General features: G+C 33.5%; 13 protein-coding genes, 1 tRNA gene and 1 pseudogene. 6 read left to right on the plus strand and 9 right to left on the minus strand.

The features are described from left to right. Position 1: 1 nt before the first annotated feature. Genes PQ462_RS04470 through PQ462_RS04480 form a run of 3 tightly spaced genes read left to right on the plus strand, consistent with a single transcriptional unit; the run spans position 2 to position 3,969 of the window. Positions 2-481 (plus strand): DUF4280 domain-containing protein, encoded by a 480-nt coding sequence (locus PQ462_RS04470; protein ID WP_274252501.1) that lies wholly within the window; start codon positions 2-4, stop codon positions 479-481. A gap of 13 nt (positions 482-494) precedes the next feature. After that, positions 495-2,792, plus strand: a complete 2,298-nt coding sequence (locus tag PQ462_RS04475; protein WP_274252502.1) for a hypothetical protein — start codon at positions 495-497, stop codon at positions 2,790-2,792. 10 nt (positions 2,793-2,802) lie between these two features. Continuing rightward, complete coding sequence (locus PQ462_RS04480; protein ID WP_274252503.1) at positions 2,803-3,969, plus strand: hypothetical protein; 1,167 nt, start codon at positions 2,803-2,805, stop codon at positions 3,967-3,969. A gap of 127 nt (positions 3,970-4,096) precedes the next feature. Here the strand turns inward: PQ462_RS04480 and PQ462_RS04485 are convergent. Then, positions 4,097-4,169: transfer RNA gene (locus PQ462_RS04485), tRNA-Met, on the minus strand. A 116-nt stretch (positions 4,170-4,285) separates the two neighbouring features. On the opposite strand from PQ462_RS04485, the gene era reads away from it, so the two are divergent. The 3 genes from era (at position 4,286) to PQ462_RS04500 (ending at position 9,729) form a co-directional block, all read left to right on the plus strand. Continuing rightward, complete coding sequence (era, locus tag PQ462_RS04490) at positions 4,286-5,167, plus strand: GTPase Era (protein ID WP_073410920.1); 882 nt, start codon at positions 4,286-4,288, stop codon at positions 5,165-5,167. Between the two features lie 337 nt (positions 5,168-5,504). Then, on the plus strand, positions 5,505-6,818 hold the full coding sequence (gene der, locus PQ462_RS04495) for a ribosome biogenesis GTPase Der (protein ID WP_274252504.1): 1,314 nt from the start codon (positions 5,505-5,507) through the stop codon (positions 6,816-6,818). Positions 6,819-6,966: 148 nt separating this feature from the next. Then, a complete protein-coding gene (locus PQ462_RS04500; protein ID WP_274252505.1) occupies positions 6,967-9,729 on the plus strand; it encodes an outer membrane beta-barrel protein in 2,763 nt (920 codons plus the stop codon). 103 nt (positions 9,730-9,832) lie between these two features. Here PQ462_RS04500 and PQ462_RS04505 read toward each other — a convergent pair whose 3' ends face one another. The 8 genes and pseudogenes from PQ462_RS04505 to PQ462_RS04540 all read right to left on the minus strand — a co-directional run bounded on the left by PQ462_RS04505 (position 9,833) and on the right by PQ462_RS04540 (position 17,505). After that, positions 9,833-10,570: a DUF2490 domain-containing protein gene (locus PQ462_RS04505; protein ID WP_274252506.1), complete on the minus strand. Its 738-nt coding sequence runs from the start codon at positions 10,568-10,570 to the stop codon at positions 9,833-9,835. Positions 10,571-10,724: 154 nt separating this feature from the next. Next, positions 10,725-11,272, minus strand: a pseudogene (locus PQ462_RS24020) (LemA family protein). A 13-nt stretch (positions 11,273-11,285) separates the two neighbouring features. After that, positions 11,286-12,851, minus strand: coding sequence for a DUF3137 domain-containing protein (locus PQ462_RS04515; RefSeq protein WP_274252507.1), 1,566 nt, complete (start codon positions 12,849-12,851; stop codon positions 11,286-11,288). Between the two features lie 122 nt (positions 12,852-12,973). Continuing rightward, positions 12,974-13,372, minus strand: a complete 399-nt coding sequence (locus tag PQ462_RS04520) for a DUF1266 domain-containing protein (protein WP_274253711.1) — start codon at positions 13,370-13,372, stop codon at positions 12,974-12,976. Beyond that, positions 13,373-13,894: a hypothetical protein gene (locus tag PQ462_RS04525; protein ID WP_274252508.1), complete on the minus strand. Its 522-nt coding sequence runs from the start codon at positions 13,892-13,894 to the stop codon at positions 13,373-13,375. It abuts the gene before it with no gap. 23 nt (positions 13,895-13,917) lie between these two features. Beyond that, positions 13,918-14,277 (minus strand): DUF1266 domain-containing protein, encoded by a 360-nt coding sequence (locus tag PQ462_RS04530; RefSeq protein ID WP_274253712.1) that lies wholly within the window; start codon positions 14,275-14,277, stop codon positions 13,918-13,920. 6 nt (positions 14,278-14,283) lie between these two features. Further along, a complete protein-coding gene (locus PQ462_RS04535) occupies positions 14,284-14,532 on the minus strand; it encodes a hypothetical protein (protein ID WP_274252509.1) in 249 nt (82 codons plus the stop codon). 426 nt (positions 14,533-14,958) lie between these two features. After that, positions 14,959-17,505 carry a TonB-dependent receptor gene (locus PQ462_RS04540; RefSeq protein WP_274252510.1) on the minus strand — a complete coding sequence of 849 codons (2,547 nt, stop codon included), beginning with the start codon at positions 17,503-17,505 and terminating at the stop codon, positions 14,959-14,961. Positions 17,506-17,513 lie beyond the last annotated feature (8 nt).

A 17,513-nucleotide genomic window follows, 5' to 3' on the forward strand; every position in this document is an offset into this window, starting at 1 on the left:
TATGAAAAAACATGTTGTTGTAGACGGTGCTTCGTGCAAATGTAAATTTAGTGAAGACACAAAAGCGACTGATATTTTAGTAGTAAAATCGCAGAAAAAGCATTTTGCAAATGATAAAGGAGCTGATAAAAAACTTATTGCCACAACAAAAGACGTCAATCAAACCTTAAAGAAAGGCACATTTGGCAAATGCACTTTGCAGCCAGCATCAGGAGGGAATTCTCCTTGTGTTGCATTGCCGCTAAAATGGGATAATCCCTATGAAAAAATTACACTGAGCAATCAGGGTAAAATTTTAACCGAAGACAGTAAAGCATCATGTAATATAGGCGGACCTGGCTGTATTGAGATTTTTAAACACGGACAGACAGCCGAAGTAGGAAGCGGACAGATGCAGAAAGCAGATCGTGATGTTTTACAGCAGATTAACCCATTATTAAATCTGGATGAGTCAGAAGAACAGCTTTCTGATTGTTATTAAAAAGTACAGCATTATGAGCAAAGTAAAAATATACGGGAATCCTAACCCTGTAATTGGAATAAAAGAATATTATTCTATTCATGATTTTTTTGGCAGTTCAGCATCTTCACAGACAGCTGAACCGCAATTTCAAAATACACCTGATGGAAATATTAAATGGAGTGTCTGGATATTATTGGGAAAATCATGGGTAAAAATGTCAAAAAACAATAAAACGGGAGCAACTGTAGACTACACATTTACTCAGATAAGCCTTAAACGAAAAGGAATCAGGATGCTCGTTGATGCAAACGGCGAAAAAGCGATTCTTGATATAGAAACAAAGAATACTGAAGAAAGAAAAATTCTTCATGTTGAAATTCTGGACTGGAGCAAAAAAAAGCCTGCAAAATTATTTAGTTATGGCGAAAAGATAACTGCACGTGTTCACTGCCTTAATATGGAAAAATTCCCTATAACCGTTACTTTATGGGAAGATGACGGAGGTAAAAAAGACCTTAGCGATATCAGCATTGAGAGTAAAGAAGTCAACGTTTTAAATGGAAAAGCAGATGTCGAATTTGCTTTCGATCCGGGCAAAGTATGGCTTGCCAATGCAAAATCAGAACCAAATGAATCAAACGAAGGCGCATTTCATGAATATTATGTAACAGCTGAGTTTTATAAAAAAGTTTCGAAACCTACCGAAAATGTCAATGTAATTAATCCAGATTATAAAGAAGATATATTTGCAAAAGTGCCGGTTTCTAAACCATCTGAACCGGGAAAAAAATCTCCAGCAGCACAAAAAGGACCTTCTAAAAAAGAAACCAGAGGAATCTCAAAAACTGATAGAAAAGCGGATGATTATCAGGAACAGAAAGTTGTTGTAAAACCAACTGTTGTTTTTAACCCACAGCAAGAGTTTATTAATAGTCTGATGATGGTTGATGTTGGGGATTCTGTGTGGAATAAGAAAAAAGGTTCATGTGCTTGTAAAGAAAATAATTTTTACTGGAGCAATATGCTCACTTGTGATGAACGAAAAAAAGTGCTTCATGTATGTGCAAAACTTTGGGGCGAAGATAAAAAGAAAGATAAGGCAAGTGAATTAATGGCAGTTATGCATCTTGAAACAAGTAAAGAGGTCTTTAAACCTTATGCAGACAATGGGGCTGGTTATTCTGGTTTAATACAGTTTAGTGATACGGCGGCAAGAAATTTAGGTACTACAAGAAGCGCTTTAAAAAAGATGACTTTCATAGAGCAAATGGATTATGTTCATGACTACTTTGCTTCAAAGAAAGAAATATCAAACATGGTTGACTTGTACTTGCATGTTTTAAAACCAAATGCAGTAGGAAATGGAAATAACCCAGATTATGTTCTTTTTGACGAAAGCATTTCTGTGCCAGATGGTGATGGAAGCCAGACAAGTGCTGAACAGCGAAAAATAAATATTGGAAAAGAACCTTGGGTAACCAAATACGGCTATTCTTCAAATCCTTCATTTATGAAAGGTGATGAACACACACAAAGAAAAAAATGGGTATATACAAGACAACGTTTTGAAGACCGCTGGGGATTTATAAACGGAAAAACCACAGTTGCGGATGTTATTATAGAATTAAAACAAGCACATTATAATCCTGGAGCAAAATATTTATTTACGGGTGTTTGTGAGAATGTTGAAGAAGGAAATGATAATACTAATGATAGAGCACCATGGATGGAAGTAGTTGTTAATGAAGCTAAAAATTATGGTGGCAAAAAACAAAATTTAATACAAGATAGAGTAACAATGTACCATAAAGAAGGTGCTAGCTATCTGGGTAAAAAAGAAGCCTGGTGTTCATCATTTGCATGCTGGTGTCTTGAGAATAGTAATCCTAATTATCCTTCACCTCATTCGCCAGGATCTAGATCATTTATTAATAATAAAACAGTTGAAAAATGTGAAGTGTTTTACGGTGCAATAGCTGTATTTTCTGATTGTAATAAAAATGGTATTGTTGAAAGTTCAGGACATGTAACTTTTGTTTATGGAAAAATAAATGGCACAAATAATTATGCTGTTTTGGGAGGAAACCAAAATAATATGATTAAAGTTTCATCGTATGACTGCAGTGGAAACGTTTTCCACAGTCATTATAGCGCCAAGAAAAAAAGAGACGTATATAAAAAATTTATGGGTTTTTTTAAACCCAAGGGATATGAAATAAAAGCAAATGAAAAATTAACGGTATCAGATGTGTATTCAAATCCTGACGAAGCTAATAAAGCAATAGGATTAAGTTCAATTAAAACTGTTAAAGGGGAGAAAGATGATTAAAAATAAAAAAATGAAATTAGCAAAAATAGGAATATTGATTTTTGTTTTTATTTATAGCTGTGCTAAAAAAAATGAAGAAAATATTCAAAATGATAACAAAATAAATAACGAGACCATGTTTTATAATGACAATAACGATAAAATAAAATCAATTTTAATAAAGCAGGTTGATTCTGGAAATGATGAAGTCTATGGTAGTTTTCAAGATTACAATAAAGATGATCTAGATGCTCTAGTTATAGTTGCGCAATCAATTTTGAAATCAAGTGGCTATAAAATAATAGATAATAAGAATTTTAATGATATTATAAAAAAAGTATTTGGAAGAATAATTGATGATCATTCCACAAATGAATATTTAAAGATTGAGACATTTGCTGAGAATAAATGCGATAAAAGTTTGCAATACTACCCTTATACTAATGATGCACAATACTTATATGTCGTAAAAGGTAAATTCATTACTAACTTTTACCCTCTTCCAACAATAATCGATTATTTAAAACTGTTTCCTGATGTTTCAAAATTTGAAAAAGAGGACATCATTATTGAAGATAAGATAGAGAATGTAAAAACAAAAGCCTCTCAATGGAAAGATGATTTAGAATATTTAGCTCAAACAAGAGAAAAAAATATTCAGATACTTACAAATCGCAATAAATATCTATTCAATGATAACAAAGCAAGTTTGGTATGGTTAAAATTTAATGATGAATATTTTTTAGAATCACTTGTAAAAGTTTTTGGTTATGTTCAAGATGAAGATTTATTAAAATGGGTTTTAGACAAAAACCTAAATGACGATGAATTTGACAAATTATTATTAACCAAAACCTGCGATAACAAATTCATTTTCCATAAAGAGATTTTTGAAGTTATGACAAAAGCTGACAAGAAAAGTAAGGAAAGCTATCTTCTTTATCTACGAGGAAAAACAGAACTTCCAAAAGTAGATGATACAAATTTTAGTGACACAGCAAAAATATTTGCTCTCTATTGTTATTATGCTACAAAATTTACTCAAAGTATTGATCAAGGCGATGTTTATACCTTTTTTCCAAAATTAAATGAGAAAAAGTATGAAGAGGAATTCAGAAAAAATAATTATTACAACATTCCTGATTTTAAAGAATTATTTGAACAAACCAAAAATGGTGGTATTGGTTTGCCTATGTAAAAGTTAAGTTTATTTACTTTTCAATCTCTGAGTCTTATTCTAAAATAGGTTTACTTTTTTGTGTAAATCTATTTTGGTACAAGACATAACAAAAAAAGCTCCAGATTTCTCTGAAGCTTTTTCTTAGTAGCGGGAACAGGACTCGAACCTGTGACCTTCGGGTTATGAGCCCGACGAGCTGCCTACTGCTCTATCCCGCGATGTTTCGGGTGCAAAGATACGCCGATTTTTGTGAAATCCAACGAAAACTTTAAAAAATGTTTTATTTTCTGTATTAACTTGATATGACTACCTTTGCAAAATAAATAATATGCAAATGTCACATAAAGCAGGTTTTGTAAACATCATCGGAAATCCAAATGTTGGAAAATCGACACTAATGAACGCCTTTGTTGGAGAAAGATTATCAATCATAACTTCAAAAGCACAAACAACACGCCATAGAATCTTAGGAATCGTAAATGGCGAAGATTTTCAAATAGTACTTTCAGATACTCCCGGAATTATAAAACCGGCTTATGAAATGCAGGAGTCGATGATGAACTTCGTAAAGTCGGCTTTTGAAGATGCTGATATTTTAGTTTACATGGTCGAAATAGGGGAGCAGAATTTAAAAGATGAAGATTTCTTTAAAAAAATCTTTTATGCTAAAATCCCGGTTTTACTATTATTAAACAAAATCGACAACTCAAATCAGGAACAATTAGAAGAGCAGGTTGCTTTTTGGAAAGAAAAAGTGCCAAACGCTGAAATTTTCCCAATTTCGGCACTTCAGAATTTTAATGTCCCGGAAGTTTTTGACAGAATTATTCAATTACTGCCAGAATCTCCGGCTTATTACCCTAAAGATCAGTTAACAGACAAACCAGAACGTTTCTTTGTAAACGAAACGATTCGTGAGAAAATCTTGTTGAATTACGCTAAAGAAATTCCATACGCAGTAGAAATAGTAACAGAAGAATTTCATGAAACCGATACTATTATCAGGATCCGTTCTGTAATTATGGTAGAACGCGATACACAAAAAGGAATCATTATTGGGCATAAAGGCGCAGCTTTGAAAAAAGTAGGAACAGATGCCCGTGCCGATTTGGAGAAATTCTTTGGAAAACAAATTCATATTGAACTTTACGTAAAAGTGAACAAAAACTGGAGAAGCAACGCCAATATGCTGAAACGATTTGGTTATAATCAATAGTTTTTGTTTAATCGGTTAATCGTTGATTTGTTTAATCGTTAAATGAAAGTTCTTTTTGAAAATAGGTGCGTTAGCCCTGATAGAAGTGGAAATCCTTTTGTGAAGCTTTAGCGGAACAAAAGATTGAAACGGATAGCAGGAATAGCTCCTAAAAAAGATAAAAACTTAGGTATTTAGTCCCAATGGCTATCGGGATAGTGACTTAGTCACTTTTTTAACTACCTTTGCAAAAAATTTAAATAAGGCATTTAAAGTTTTAGTGATCCGATTTTTAGGCCGCTAAAAATCTGAAATCTAAAGTCTAATCCCGAAGCCTCGGGACTAAAATAAAAAAAAAATGAATAATAACATTGTTGCGATAGTAGGAAGACCTAATGTAGGGAAATCGACCCTTTTTAATAGGCTGATACAAAGAAGAGAAGCTATTGTAGATTCAGTATCTGGGGTTACCCGTGATAGAAACTATGGTAAAAGCGAGTGGAACGGAAAAGAGTTTTCTGTCATTGATACGGGAGGATACGTTCGCGGATCTGATGACGTATTTGAAGGTGAAATTCGTAAACAGGTAGAACTTGCTATCGACGAAGCCGATGTTATTATTTTTGTGGTTGATGTTGAAGAAGGTATTACACCAATGGATGAAACAGTTGCAAAGTTACTTCGTAAAGTAACAAAACCTGTTTTATTGGCTGTAAACAAAGTAGATAACGCAATGCGCGAAAAAGATGCTGTAGAATTTTATAATCTTGGTTTAGGAGATTATTATACTTTCGCCAGTATCTCAGGAAGCGGAACCGGAGATTTATTAGATGCTTTAATTGATGCATTTCCAGAAAAACCAGAACCAGCAGAGGCAGCAGAAGAATTACCTCGTTTTGCTGTGGTAGGACGACCAAATGCAGGAAAATCTAGTTTTATTAACGCCTTAATTGGTCAGGATCGTTATATAGTAACCGATATTGCCGGAACAACACGTGATGCGATCGATACAAAATTTGACCGTTTTGGTTTTGAATTCAACTTGGTTGATACTGCGGGAATCCGTCGTAAAGCAAAAGTAAAAGAAGATTTAGAATTTTATTCTGTAATGCGTTCTGTAAGAGCAATTGAGCATGCAGATGTTTGTATATTAGTAATCGATGCTACACGTGGTTTTGAAGGTCAGGACCAGAGTATTTTCTGGCTTGCAGAGAAAAACCGTAAAGGTGTTGTAATCTTGGTTAACAAATGGGATTTAGTTGAAAAAGACACTATGTCAAGCCGTGATTACGAAGAGAAAATCCGCAAGGAATTAATGCCTTTTACAGATGTGCCTATTTTATTCGTTTCGGCTTTAACGAAACAACGTTTATTAAAAGCATTAGAAGCTACGGTTCAGGTTTTTGAAAACAGAAAGCAAAGAATTTCTACTTCAAAATTCAACGAATATATGCTGAAAGTTATTGAAGCATATCCGCCGCCGGCAATGAAAGGAAAATATGTGAAAATTAAATATTGCATGCAATTGCCAACGCAGACTCCTCAGTTTGTATTTTTTGCCAATTTGCCACAATATGTAAAAGAACCATATAAGCGATATCTGGAAAATAAAATTCGTGATAATTGGGATTTTGCAGGAGTTCCAATCGATATTTATATCAGAGAGAAATAATAAAAAGAGTCCCCAAAAACGGGGACTTTTTTTATATGATAATTTTAATGGCACGTTATTTGAATAAATGTAAAAACTACAATTAAAAAATAAAATTTTAAACCTTTTGTTTTTTCTGTAGTCTAACTAATCTAACTAACCCAATTTTATGACCAAGATTTATTCATTTTTATCGTTTTTATTCCTTTTTGTTTTGACTGCCAATGCACAAAACGACGTTACACTTAGAGGAACCGTTTTAGACGTTAACACGCAATTGCCTCTGGAAATGGCAACTGTTTATTTTACTACTATAAAAGATTCTACCGTTATCGAATACGCCACTACAGATAAAAATGGTGCTTTTAGAATGGATATCAAAAAATATGAAAAGCCTGTTTTTTTAAAGGTGAGTTATATGGGATATCAAACCTATTACGAAGAATACAAGGGGCTTACTGAAAACAAAGATTTCGGAAAACTTTACATGATAGAAAATGTAAATACGCTGAATGACGTTGTTATAAAAACGGAAGCAGCACCTATTACTATCAAAAAAGATACGTTAGAGTTTAACGCAGCTTCTTATAAAGTCCGTCCGGATTCTAATGTTGAAACTTTATTAAAACAACTGCCGGGATTTGATGTCGATAATGACGGAAAAATTACGGTGAACGGACGAGAAGTGAATCAGGTTTTGGTAAACGGAAAAACGTTTTTTGATAAAGACGGGGCCATTGCCATTAAAAATCTGCCGGCTGATATTATTAAAAAAATTCAGGTTTCTGATTTTAAAACCAAAAAAGAAGAGCTTTCTAAACAAGAATCAACTTCAGATTTTTCGAGTATTAATATTACTATTGATGAAAAGAAAAACAAAGGATATTTTGGAAAAATAATGGGCGGTTATGGTACCGATGATCGTTATGAAGCCAATGTGAATCTGAATTATTTTAATAACAAGCAAAAAATAAGTTTACTCGCTTCGTCAAACAATATCAATTCGACCGGATTTTCAATGGACGATGTTTTTGATAATATGGGAGGCGGAAGAAACAGCAGCGGAAGAGGAGGAAGTACAAGCTCCGGTTCTAGTGGAAAAGGAATTACGCAGTCAAATCTAGTGGGAGTTAATTACTCTGATGACTGGACTGAAAAACTGCTGGCTATGGGGAGTTACAATTTCTCAAATACCATTAATAACAACGACAGTAAATCAAATCAGCTTAGTTTTTTACCAACTGGAAATATTATAACCGAGGCCGAAGCTAAAACAAGAAACGAAAGTACAGGAAATAACGTCAATTTTGAATTAGAGTATAAAATCAGTCCAAGTATTCGATTGGTTGTAGCGCCAAAATTGAATCAATCCAGAACCAACAGTAATTCGACTTCGTCTAGTTTTTCTGAGGATGAAGATGGAAACGAGCTGAACAGAAGTACTTCAAAATCTTATTCTGAAGGTGATAATACCAATTTTGGAAACACAATCAATTTTAATAAATCTTTCGAAAAGAAATCCCGAAATTTTAGTTTTGTTTTTACCAATAACAACACTAACAATACAGCAGATGGTTTAAATCTTTCAGAAACTATTTTCTATCAGGACAATCAGCCGAATGATGAAAGAAATCAAACTACAAAAAAGAAAAATACCAGTGATTCTTATTCGGCAGATATTGAATATACTGAGCCGATAACAGATTCGCTGCGAGTACGATTTGGATCTAATTTTGATTGGAAAAGTACTTCAAACGACGAAAGAACTTTTAATTTTGATCCGGATACACAAGAATATACCGATCTTAATTTAGCATTGAGTAATTATACAAGTTCAATACAAAATTCGGTTACGCCAAAAGTTGGGGTTACGCTTCAAAAAAATAAATTTACGCTTAACCTTGACAGCCGAACATCGATTGTAAATTTTGATAATCACTCATTGTATTTGAATAATGCGACAGATTTAAGTAAAAAATATGCTTTGCCATTTGCAACAGCGGTGCTGCGATATAAATTTGACCGTTCTAAAAATTTATCATTCAAATACGATTATTCAAATACTCTTCCATCAGCTGCACAATTAATGCCGGTTGTAAATCTTAATAATCCATTGAATACGATTATCGGAAATCCTGATTTGCATCCTGTAGAAAAAAACAGTATTAATTTTAATTATAGAAATTACGATTTTCGTTCTCGTTCCGGCTATAGCTTGTACGTAAAAGGAGATTATTATGATAATGATATTGTTTCGACTTCAATTTATGATGAAAGCGGAAAAAGAACGACAACGTATATAAATATTTCGGGGGTTTACAATGCTTCTATTGGAGCAAACTGGAACCAGTCTATAAAATCTGGCGCGCATACACTGCGTTACGGATTAGGATTAAATGCTGGTTATACTTTTGATAAAGGTTTTACAAATGCTGTTTTGTATAATGCAAAATCGACTTCTATTACGCCAAAAGTATATTTATCATACGATTATGGAGATGTTCTGACGATTGCACCATCTTATAATTTATCCTACAACCAGTCGAAATACGAGAATTATTCGAGAGATGCTACTTCAAATGTTGTACACAGAATCAATTTGCAAACTACAACGTACTGGCCAGAAAATTTAATCTTCGGAAATGATTTTGGTTATACTTATAATTCAAATATTTCAGGCGACTTTAAAAAAGATTTTTATTTATGGAATACGAGTTTGTCGTATGGATTTTTAAATAAAACACTTTATGCTAAAGTAAAAGTATATGATGTTTTAAATCAAAATTTAAGCGCAACAAGAACCATTTCGGCAACTTCAATCCGCGATGAAGAAAATACGGTTTTAAGACGTTATGTAATGTTTTCTCTGGCTTATAAAATAGGAAACTTTACAGGGTCTGAAAAAGGAGGAAAGAGAAGACCGAGAGATTAAGTTTTCTTTTAGGTTCAAAGGGACAAAGGTTCAAAGGGGCAAAGGGACAGAATAAAAAACCTAAATTAAATTGTAAATTTGATTTAGGTTTTTTTATTAAAATCTAAAATCTGCGATCAATTTTATGGTAAAAAGTAAACCTGATGATATCACGGTCATAAAAATCTAGACCGCTGGCGCGTCTTTGAAAACTTTTTAAATAACCCAATTCTAAACCAATATTAGGATTAATGTGATAGCGAAGCGCAGCATAAAAACGATTTTGATCAAATGTATTTCGTTTGTTATCTTTTCCGTAATTCAATAAAATTTCATCAGAAATTGTTGCTTTTAGGCTCTGTTTTTCTTTTTTCCAAAGATCAAAAGTAGATTGTAATCTATAACGAAATCGGAATGCAAAGGAGAAATCGTCAAGTAATTCTGTTCGTGTTGCTTTTTGTGTAAAACGTTCTTCGATCTGAAATCGATTATGAAAAGTAATTTTTGCAATATCGTTTATAAAAGTAATATCCTGTTGTGTGCGATATTCTGGAATCGAAAAGTCAGGATCAATATTTGGATCCTGTGTATTTACGTTAAAGTATGCAAAACCGCTGCCCAAATCGATATTTTGAGTCGCTCGGTATCGGCCTTGTACTCGTATAACAAATAGATTTTGATGAATTGGATTTACAAAACTGCGATTATCAAATTCAGAATGCAAAGCCCATTTTTCGCTTAAAGGAAGAATATTATAATACCGAATCCAGGTCAGTGTCTGCTGATCTGTTTTCTTTATATTCTGCGCCGATAAAAAAGGACTTATAAGCCCTAAAATAAATAGTAATTTGAAAATCTTCATCAAGCTGATAAATCGAGCAGCGAATATATACAAGAAGGATTAATTTAATGTAGAATAAAATTTGTATTTGAAGGCTTTTTGTGATTTTGGACATACAAAAACGAGATGTAAAGTAATTTACATCTCGTTTTCTGTTTCTTTTTATTCGAATGTCTTATTTATTAAATAATTCTTCTGCATTTACATTTTGACGCTGTGCTTCTGATGCCATTTGCCATTCACGCTTTTTGAATCCAAATTTTGAACCAATTACATTTCCGGGAAAAGTACTAAGCCCATTATTATAATCAGTAATAGATGCACTTAAATAGCGTCGGCCGGCGGCTATTTGTTCTTCAGATTCAGTCCATGTATATTGCAAATTCAAAAATTGAGTATTTGCTCTTAAATCAGGATAATTTTCTACTTGCAGCATAATTTGTTTCATCATTTGACTGGCTTCATTATCTGCTTTATATTCAATCGTATTCGATTTTAACTGACGCAATTGTGTTATTTTTCTAATACGTCTTTTTCGTAATTTGTATATTGTTTTACAATTGTTACAAGATTTGGAATAAGCTCACTTCGTTTTATAAATAAAGCATCTAAAGACGAGAATGCATTTTGAATTTGATTACGTCGTTCATTTAGTGAGTTGTAAACAGAAATTATAAATATGATTATGGCAATTACAACGATGCCTAAAATTATTGCTGTCATAATGTAAATGTTTTTAATTAGCTTGTTGTTTCCAAATATTGATATTCAGTTTTAAATCATCAATAATTGAAAACTGTTTGTATAAATCTTCATAAAACGAAACAAGTAATTCAGGATTTAACTTCGTAGTTACTCCTGTTTCAAATTTGTTTATGCGATTATTGTTTGCCGCAATTATTTTATTGTTTATAAAAAAGAAGAACAGATTTCCTTTCGCTTTATGTGCAATATCTTTAATGTTCTGCATAGTGGCTGGTGTTAAAACATAACGCGCTTCTACCTGATCATTAGCATAAACATCAAACATTTTTGTAAACTCAGGATCTTCCAGTATTATCTTGCCAGAAGGTTTCACTATGTTAGAAGAAAAAGAATTACCAATAATATATTCTGAAATTCCGGCCTTTGGAGAAATTACAATTTGTGTACTAAATGTTTTATTGAATTTAGCCATAAAAAATTGTCCTGAAAAAACTTCTTCAGGCGATTCGTTTTGTAAACGAAAAGTTGGAGTATGGCTCATATACAAGTCACAATATTGAAATGGAACCCCGTTATAACTGCCCAGTATTTGATCATTTCCTGTAACATCATAATTTTTATCTCTAAATATGGCAAGTTCGTGTAACTCTCTTGCTCCAATATAGCCATGCTCTACATATTGAAAAGATGGGTTAATAAAAGCAATCATTTTTTTGAAAATCTGTTCTTTAAACGAAGTGTAATTTTCTCCCGAATCTACAATCTGCTTATGTTTTTTCTTCATAATTGGTATGTATACCAGATAAATTATGGCACAAAGTATTCCAAATACTATAAAAATAGAACTTCCATAAGAAGCATTTTCTGGATTGCTGGCAAGATCAGCTGCTTTTGTATAATTAAAGAACATGAATCCTCCAACTATTAAAACAGAAAAAACTATTCCAATGATCGAAAAATTCAATCCTTTTTTTCGGCTTTTTTCAAGGTTTTCCAATACAGGAGCCAATTCAGTATCAGCATACTCCTTAAATTCAGGAATTGTTTTTAAAGGAACAGATTCGATAGTTTCAATGACCTTATCGCTATTAAGATTTTCTTTTAAATTATTAACATGATCAATATTTACACCGCTTAATAAAACCTTAAAATCGGGCTCAATACCTGGAGGTACGGGTAAATTGTAGACTTCATTTTGTATTGAAAAACAAAGGAAATTTACAGGATACAGTCTTACTCTGATTTTGCCTAATGGCAGTGTTATCTTGTAATCAACAAATTGTGTTATTGATGAAGCTTTTTTTTCAGCATTTAGATCATTAAAAAGCTTTTCTATTAATAAATGACGATTGTTAAGTGCTTTTATTTTTTTAAATATTGAAAACCCAAACCCAATAAGAATTACAGGTATAATCAATTTGTAATAAATAGGAGTACTTGTATTTCCGTTCCCAGTAAAGCGCGACAGAAAAACACGTGATAAAACCGTTATAACTATAAAGCCGATTACTGCATAAAGAGCGAAAGCATAATAGGATAATTTTTTATCACGATTATGTTCTCGTAAAAGGATTTCTTGTATGTTGTTATTGTTCATTGTATTTTTAATTATGCAATTATTTATCTTTTACTACGGTAAAAAAATCTACTATATAGCTGTTGGAAAAAGAGGGACTATAAGTCCCTCTAAAAAATAATCATGTAAAAAGTAATATAAGATTACTTTAATGGATAAGTATTCCAAATGCTCGTATTGCTGCTCAGCATGCCTAATATAACGGTTGCAAAGTCTACAGGACTGCCTCCGTACATAAATACACGGCCAGTCATAAATGATGCAGCATACTCAGACCAGTTAGTATATCTTTCTTTTGCCATTTTACTGGCAGTTTCCAGATATTGTAAACAAGTTTGCTGGTCTATATATCCGGCAGCATAACAATATCTTGCTACAGAACCTATACGCTCAATATCCCAGGCATCAATGTCAGTTGGATTTCCGTTTTCATCAATGTTTAGTTTTAAAGCAGGAGCCAGTGCCTGTTCATATTCTTTGATATCATCTTCAGTATCTTCGTCAATTTCTGCTTCTTTTTCTCTGTGGCCTTCATCTTTCAGTCATTCCAGTACTTCAACTGCGTCTTCATGATCTGTAATATTCCACGCATTTTCAAGCATGTCTTTTAAATCACTTTTATAACCGTTGATTTCAAATGTATCTGTAGGATGCTGGTGTAATATTATAGAACCAATAGAAAGCAGTTCTTTTTTGTCATCAGGTACAGGTTCAATGTTTCCGAAATCGTCATCATCGTCATCGTCATCACCACCGCCAAATAATCCTGAAAAATTATTCATTAACTGGCTGAAGGCTGAATTCGCTTCAGAATTAGTATCGATTTTTTCATCCCCAGCCAGATAGCTGAATTTAGGGCATAACGCCGGATTACTATAATACTGCATATATGTGCCCATATTTTGCAAGGCAGCAAATTGATATTTGGTACATACCTCTGTCCATTGTTCATAAGTAATATTTAAAGCGTTAAGTATAGCGTTATTATCAATTGCCTGAGTCGTTAATGCACCAATTGCGGCAGCATATTCAGAAAGGCTTACGCCATGTATTGTATTACTCATTTTAGATTGTAAGTATTACAAGATTATTTCCAGTCTTTTTCTAATTTCGTATCCCATTTTACCTGAAACGGACTTTTTGTGTCTTCTTTCAATTTAGAAATAAATCCTTGGCGTTCAACGTATTTTGATGAGTTGTCTTTAGGGTCTTCTTTACTCCAGTATAAATAGCCATACATATAGCTTCTGTTGTATTCATCCCATGATTTAAAAGTTTTTTGGATACGTTTTGAAACTTCTAATGCTTTGTCTAAAGCTGTATTTTTATCATTAAAACCAGCTACATAAAAACTGGTCAACAGGAAGTTAGCTCTTCCAAGATCCCATCCTAAAATGGCATTATAGCCAAGATCAGTATAAGCATCATATAATAATTGTAAGTGAATTTTTTGCTAAGGATCTGTAATAAGAGCTAGTTTAGTTTCAAACTCTTGTTTACTCATTTTATCAATGCCAAGTTCTTTTACTTCATCAACAAATTCTTTGCTGTGCTTTCCGTTTTCAGATGTAAGTTCCTGAACTTGTTTCATTCCTGAATTTAAATCAGATATTGACCACCATTGTTGCAGCATTTGTTTTATAGGTTGTTTCATGCTGCTATCCTGACCACCAACTAAATTGTAGTCTCCTTGATTCTGCATCGTCAAAATAGCATAAGTACCATTTATAAAACGTGTAGTTTCGCTTGCTGAATCAGCAGTGTTTCCTTTCTTGCATCCAGTTAATAAAAAACATGTTGTTAATACAAGAGTTGCACTTAGGTTAAAAACTGTTTTACTTTGTTCATTTTGCTCATTTTAATGTTTGAAAATTGGTTTTTAAGAATTGTGTAAATGGTGTAAAAGGAGCAAATTTATTATGTAGAATTTCCCTAAAATGCCCCTAAAAGTTTAAAGAATAATAAAATAAGGTATTTTTTGAGGAGGGAAATATTGTCTGACAGGAGCTTTTATAATAAAAAATCCTAAATCAAATGAGAGTTTGATTTAGGATTTTAGAAAATAAAAAAACGGGATATGCTTTACACATATCCCGTTGATTTAGTTTTTAGCTTTTATTTTATATGTTTATAAACTGTATTTCAATGTTATTCCGTAAGTTCTTTGATCTCCCAATACACCAGCATATTGTCCTGCGTTACCACCTGCTGGCAATAATTGTTCGTAGTAATCTTTGTTTAAAAGGTTACGACCCCAGAAGTGAACAGACAAACCTTGTGATGCGCGGAAACCTAAGCGGGCATTAAAAATTGCATAACCCTGAACGACTAAATATTTTGAAGCCGAAGGACTTGATGAAAATTCAGAACGTGCATAAGAATCAACAGCTAAGAAAACTTTTCCTGCGTTTCCAAAGAATCTTGCATTATCAGAAAGCTCACCGCCTAATGATCCTGCCCATCTTGAAGCACCCGGAAGATTAGTTCCTGAAACGTCTTTGAAAGATACTGGAGCTCCTGTTTCTTCTAACGGCAGCGGTGCATTTGTAAATTTCACATAAGTACCATCAGTGTAAGTTACGGCACCATTTATTGTTAAGTTTGGACTTATAACAAAACTTCCATCTACTTCAACACCTTGTACACGTACTTTATCAGCATTGGCAAGATAACCACGGTTTACACCCAATTCAGCTGCCTGAACGTTAGTTTGGAAATCTTTAATATCAGTTTTAAATAATGCAATATTGAAGATTGAGTTTCTAAAAGGAGAAGTTTTTACTCCCACTTCATAATGGTAAACTTTTTCAGGTTTAATAACCGCAAGATCAAGCAATGGCTGGCCTGCAGAATTGGTTGGAAGTCCGGCAACGTTTACACCAACTGGTTTGTAGCTTTTTGCAAAAGTTCCGTAAGCATTGATTTTGTCTGAAGCTTTAAAAGTAACCGTAATGTTTCCAGAAAAGTCAGTATTGTCAGTACTTGAATCAAAAGCCTGATCAGAATAAACCAGTTTTTTCAAAGCCAATAATTGTGGATCTGTTGTTTGTAAACCTCCGTATGTTGTACGTGCGTAATGCGCGTCTTTTTTGTCAAAATTATATCTTAAACCAGGTAAAATGTGTAAACGATCTGTAATTGCCCAGTCAATTTGTCCAAATACAGCAGCACTAGACGCTCTGATTCTTGCATCAGTTTTAATTCCGTATCCTTCAAAAAGTCCTGGTGTTTTCCATAAGTTACTTGTTGTGCTTTGAGAAAATCTCCATTGCGCATTTCCAGATTCCTCAGTTCCATCAGTCTGTGATGTCTGGTCGATAAAAAATACTCCGGCAACACCGCTTATTTTAGAAGTAATCTGCCCGGCGTAACGAACCTCTTGTGTAATTTGTGTTTGTCTTGTAGGGTTTTGAGATTTGGCCAAAACTTGTAATCCTGTAAAATCTCGGTCATTTGACGGATCCCAGTTCCAAAAACGCCATGCTGTAGTAGAAGTAAGAGTTCCGCCTCCAATTTTTGTGTCAACATTTAAAGAGAAACCTCCCATATCCTGGTTAGAACGCCAAGGTGTATCCTGATCGATTTTACGGTCAAAAGCATTTAAACTTGGTAATTTATAATTTAAATCGGCAATAATGGCATCAAACTGGCGGTAAGCTGCTCTTTGTGTTGGAGCAACACCAGCAACAACCTGCGCATATCCATCTGGGCGCTGCGTTGTAATATCAGCAGCAAAAATAACATTTGTATTTACAGTTGGAGTCCAAAGTAATTGTCCTCTAATTCCCTGATTATTTAAAGTGTTTGTAGATCTTCCAGTTGCAATATTGTCAACTAAACCGTCGCGTGAAGTACCTGAAAATGATAATCTACCTGCCACTTTTTTACCTAGAGCACCTGTAACAGAAGCTTTAGCCTGTAAGAAAGAATAATTTCCATAACTAACCTCAAAATCAGCACCAGAAGTAAAACTTGGTTTGCGGGTAGTAATATTGAAAGCTCCCGAAGTTGTATTTTTTCCAAATAAAGAACCTTGAGGGCCGCGTAAAACCTCGATTTGTTCTACATCAATAAAATCTAAAGTAGTGGCAGCAGGACGAGCATAGTAAACACCATCAACATAAAAACCTACACCCGGATCAATTCCGTCGTTTGTTAATCCAAAAGGAGAACCTAAGCTTCGGATATTAATACCAGTATTTCTTGGGTTTGAAGAGTAAAGCTGTACCGATGGAACTAATTCTTTAATACGGTTTACGTTAAAAGCTCCGGTTTGTTCTGCCTGTTTTCCTGTAATTACAGAAATAGCGATTGGCACATCCTGAACTTTTTCGATTCTTCTTCTTGAAGAAACGACAACTTCAATAAGTTCGTTTTCTTCTTTAAGTGCAACTTGCAGCGGATTTGCTGGGATTGCTGTAAGTTCGATTTCAGCAGTTGTATAACCTACATACTGAATTAAAAGGGTTAAAGGAAGTCTTCCTTTAGAATCGATTACAAACTTACCGCTGTTATCAGTAACAGCACTGTTTGTAGTTCCTTTAACTACTACGTTTACGGCTTCTAAAGGAACATTTTCACTTGTTGTAACTACACCTTCAATATTTTGAGCGAATGAGATAGAGAAGGTTAAAAAGAATAATATTGTAAAGATATTTTGTATTGATGTTTTCATTTTTATAT

It is taken from the genome of Flavobacterium sp. KACC 22758 (assembly GCF_028736135.1).
GTDB classification, from domain to species: Bacteria; Bacteroidota; Bacteroidia; order Flavobacteriales; family Flavobacteriaceae; genus Flavobacterium; species Flavobacterium johnsoniae.

What these genes read in the sequence shown, in the direction of transcription:
- PQ462_RS04470 (WP_274252501.1), top strand. Translation starts at nt 2, where the DNA reads ATGAAAAAACATGTTGTTGTAGACGGTGCTTCGTGCAAATGTAAATTT.
- PQ462_RS04475 (WP_274252502.1), top strand. Translation starts at nt 495, where the DNA reads ATGAGCAAAGTAAAAATATACGGGAATCCTAACCCTGTAATTGGAATA.
- PQ462_RS04480 (WP_274252503.1), top strand. Translation starts at nt 2,803, where the DNA reads ATGAAATTAGCAAAAATAGGAATATTGATTTTTGTTTTTATTTATAGC.
- era (WP_073410920.1), top strand. Translation starts at nt 4,286, where the DNA reads ATGTCACATAAAGCAGGTTTTGTAAACATCATCGGAAATCCAAATGTT.
- der (WP_274252504.1), top strand. Translation starts at nt 5,505, where the DNA reads ATGAATAATAACATTGTTGCGATAGTAGGAAGACCTAATGTAGGGAAA.
- PQ462_RS04500 (WP_274252505.1), top strand. Translation starts at nt 6,967, where the DNA reads ATGACCAAGATTTATTCATTTTTATCGTTTTTATTCCTTTTTGTTTTG.
- PQ462_RS04505 (WP_274252506.1), bottom strand. Translation starts at nt 10,570, where the DNA reads ATGAAGATTTTCAAATTACTATTTATTTTAGGGCTTATAAGTCCTTTT.
- PQ462_RS04515 (WP_274252507.1), bottom strand. Translation starts at nt 12,851, where the DNA reads ATGAACAATAACAACATACAAGAAATCCTTTTACGAGAACATAATCGT.
- PQ462_RS04525 (WP_274252508.1), bottom strand. Translation starts at nt 13,894, where the DNA reads ATGAGTAATACAATACATGGCGTAAGCCTTTCTGAATATGCTGCCGCA.
- PQ462_RS04535 (WP_274252509.1), bottom strand. Translation starts at nt 14,532, where the DNA reads ATGCAGAATCAAGGAGACTACAATTTAGTTGGTGGTCAGGATAGCAGC.
- PQ462_RS04540 (WP_274252510.1), bottom strand. Translation starts at nt 17,505, where the DNA reads ATGAAAACATCAATACAAAATATCTTTACAATATTATTCTTTTTAACC.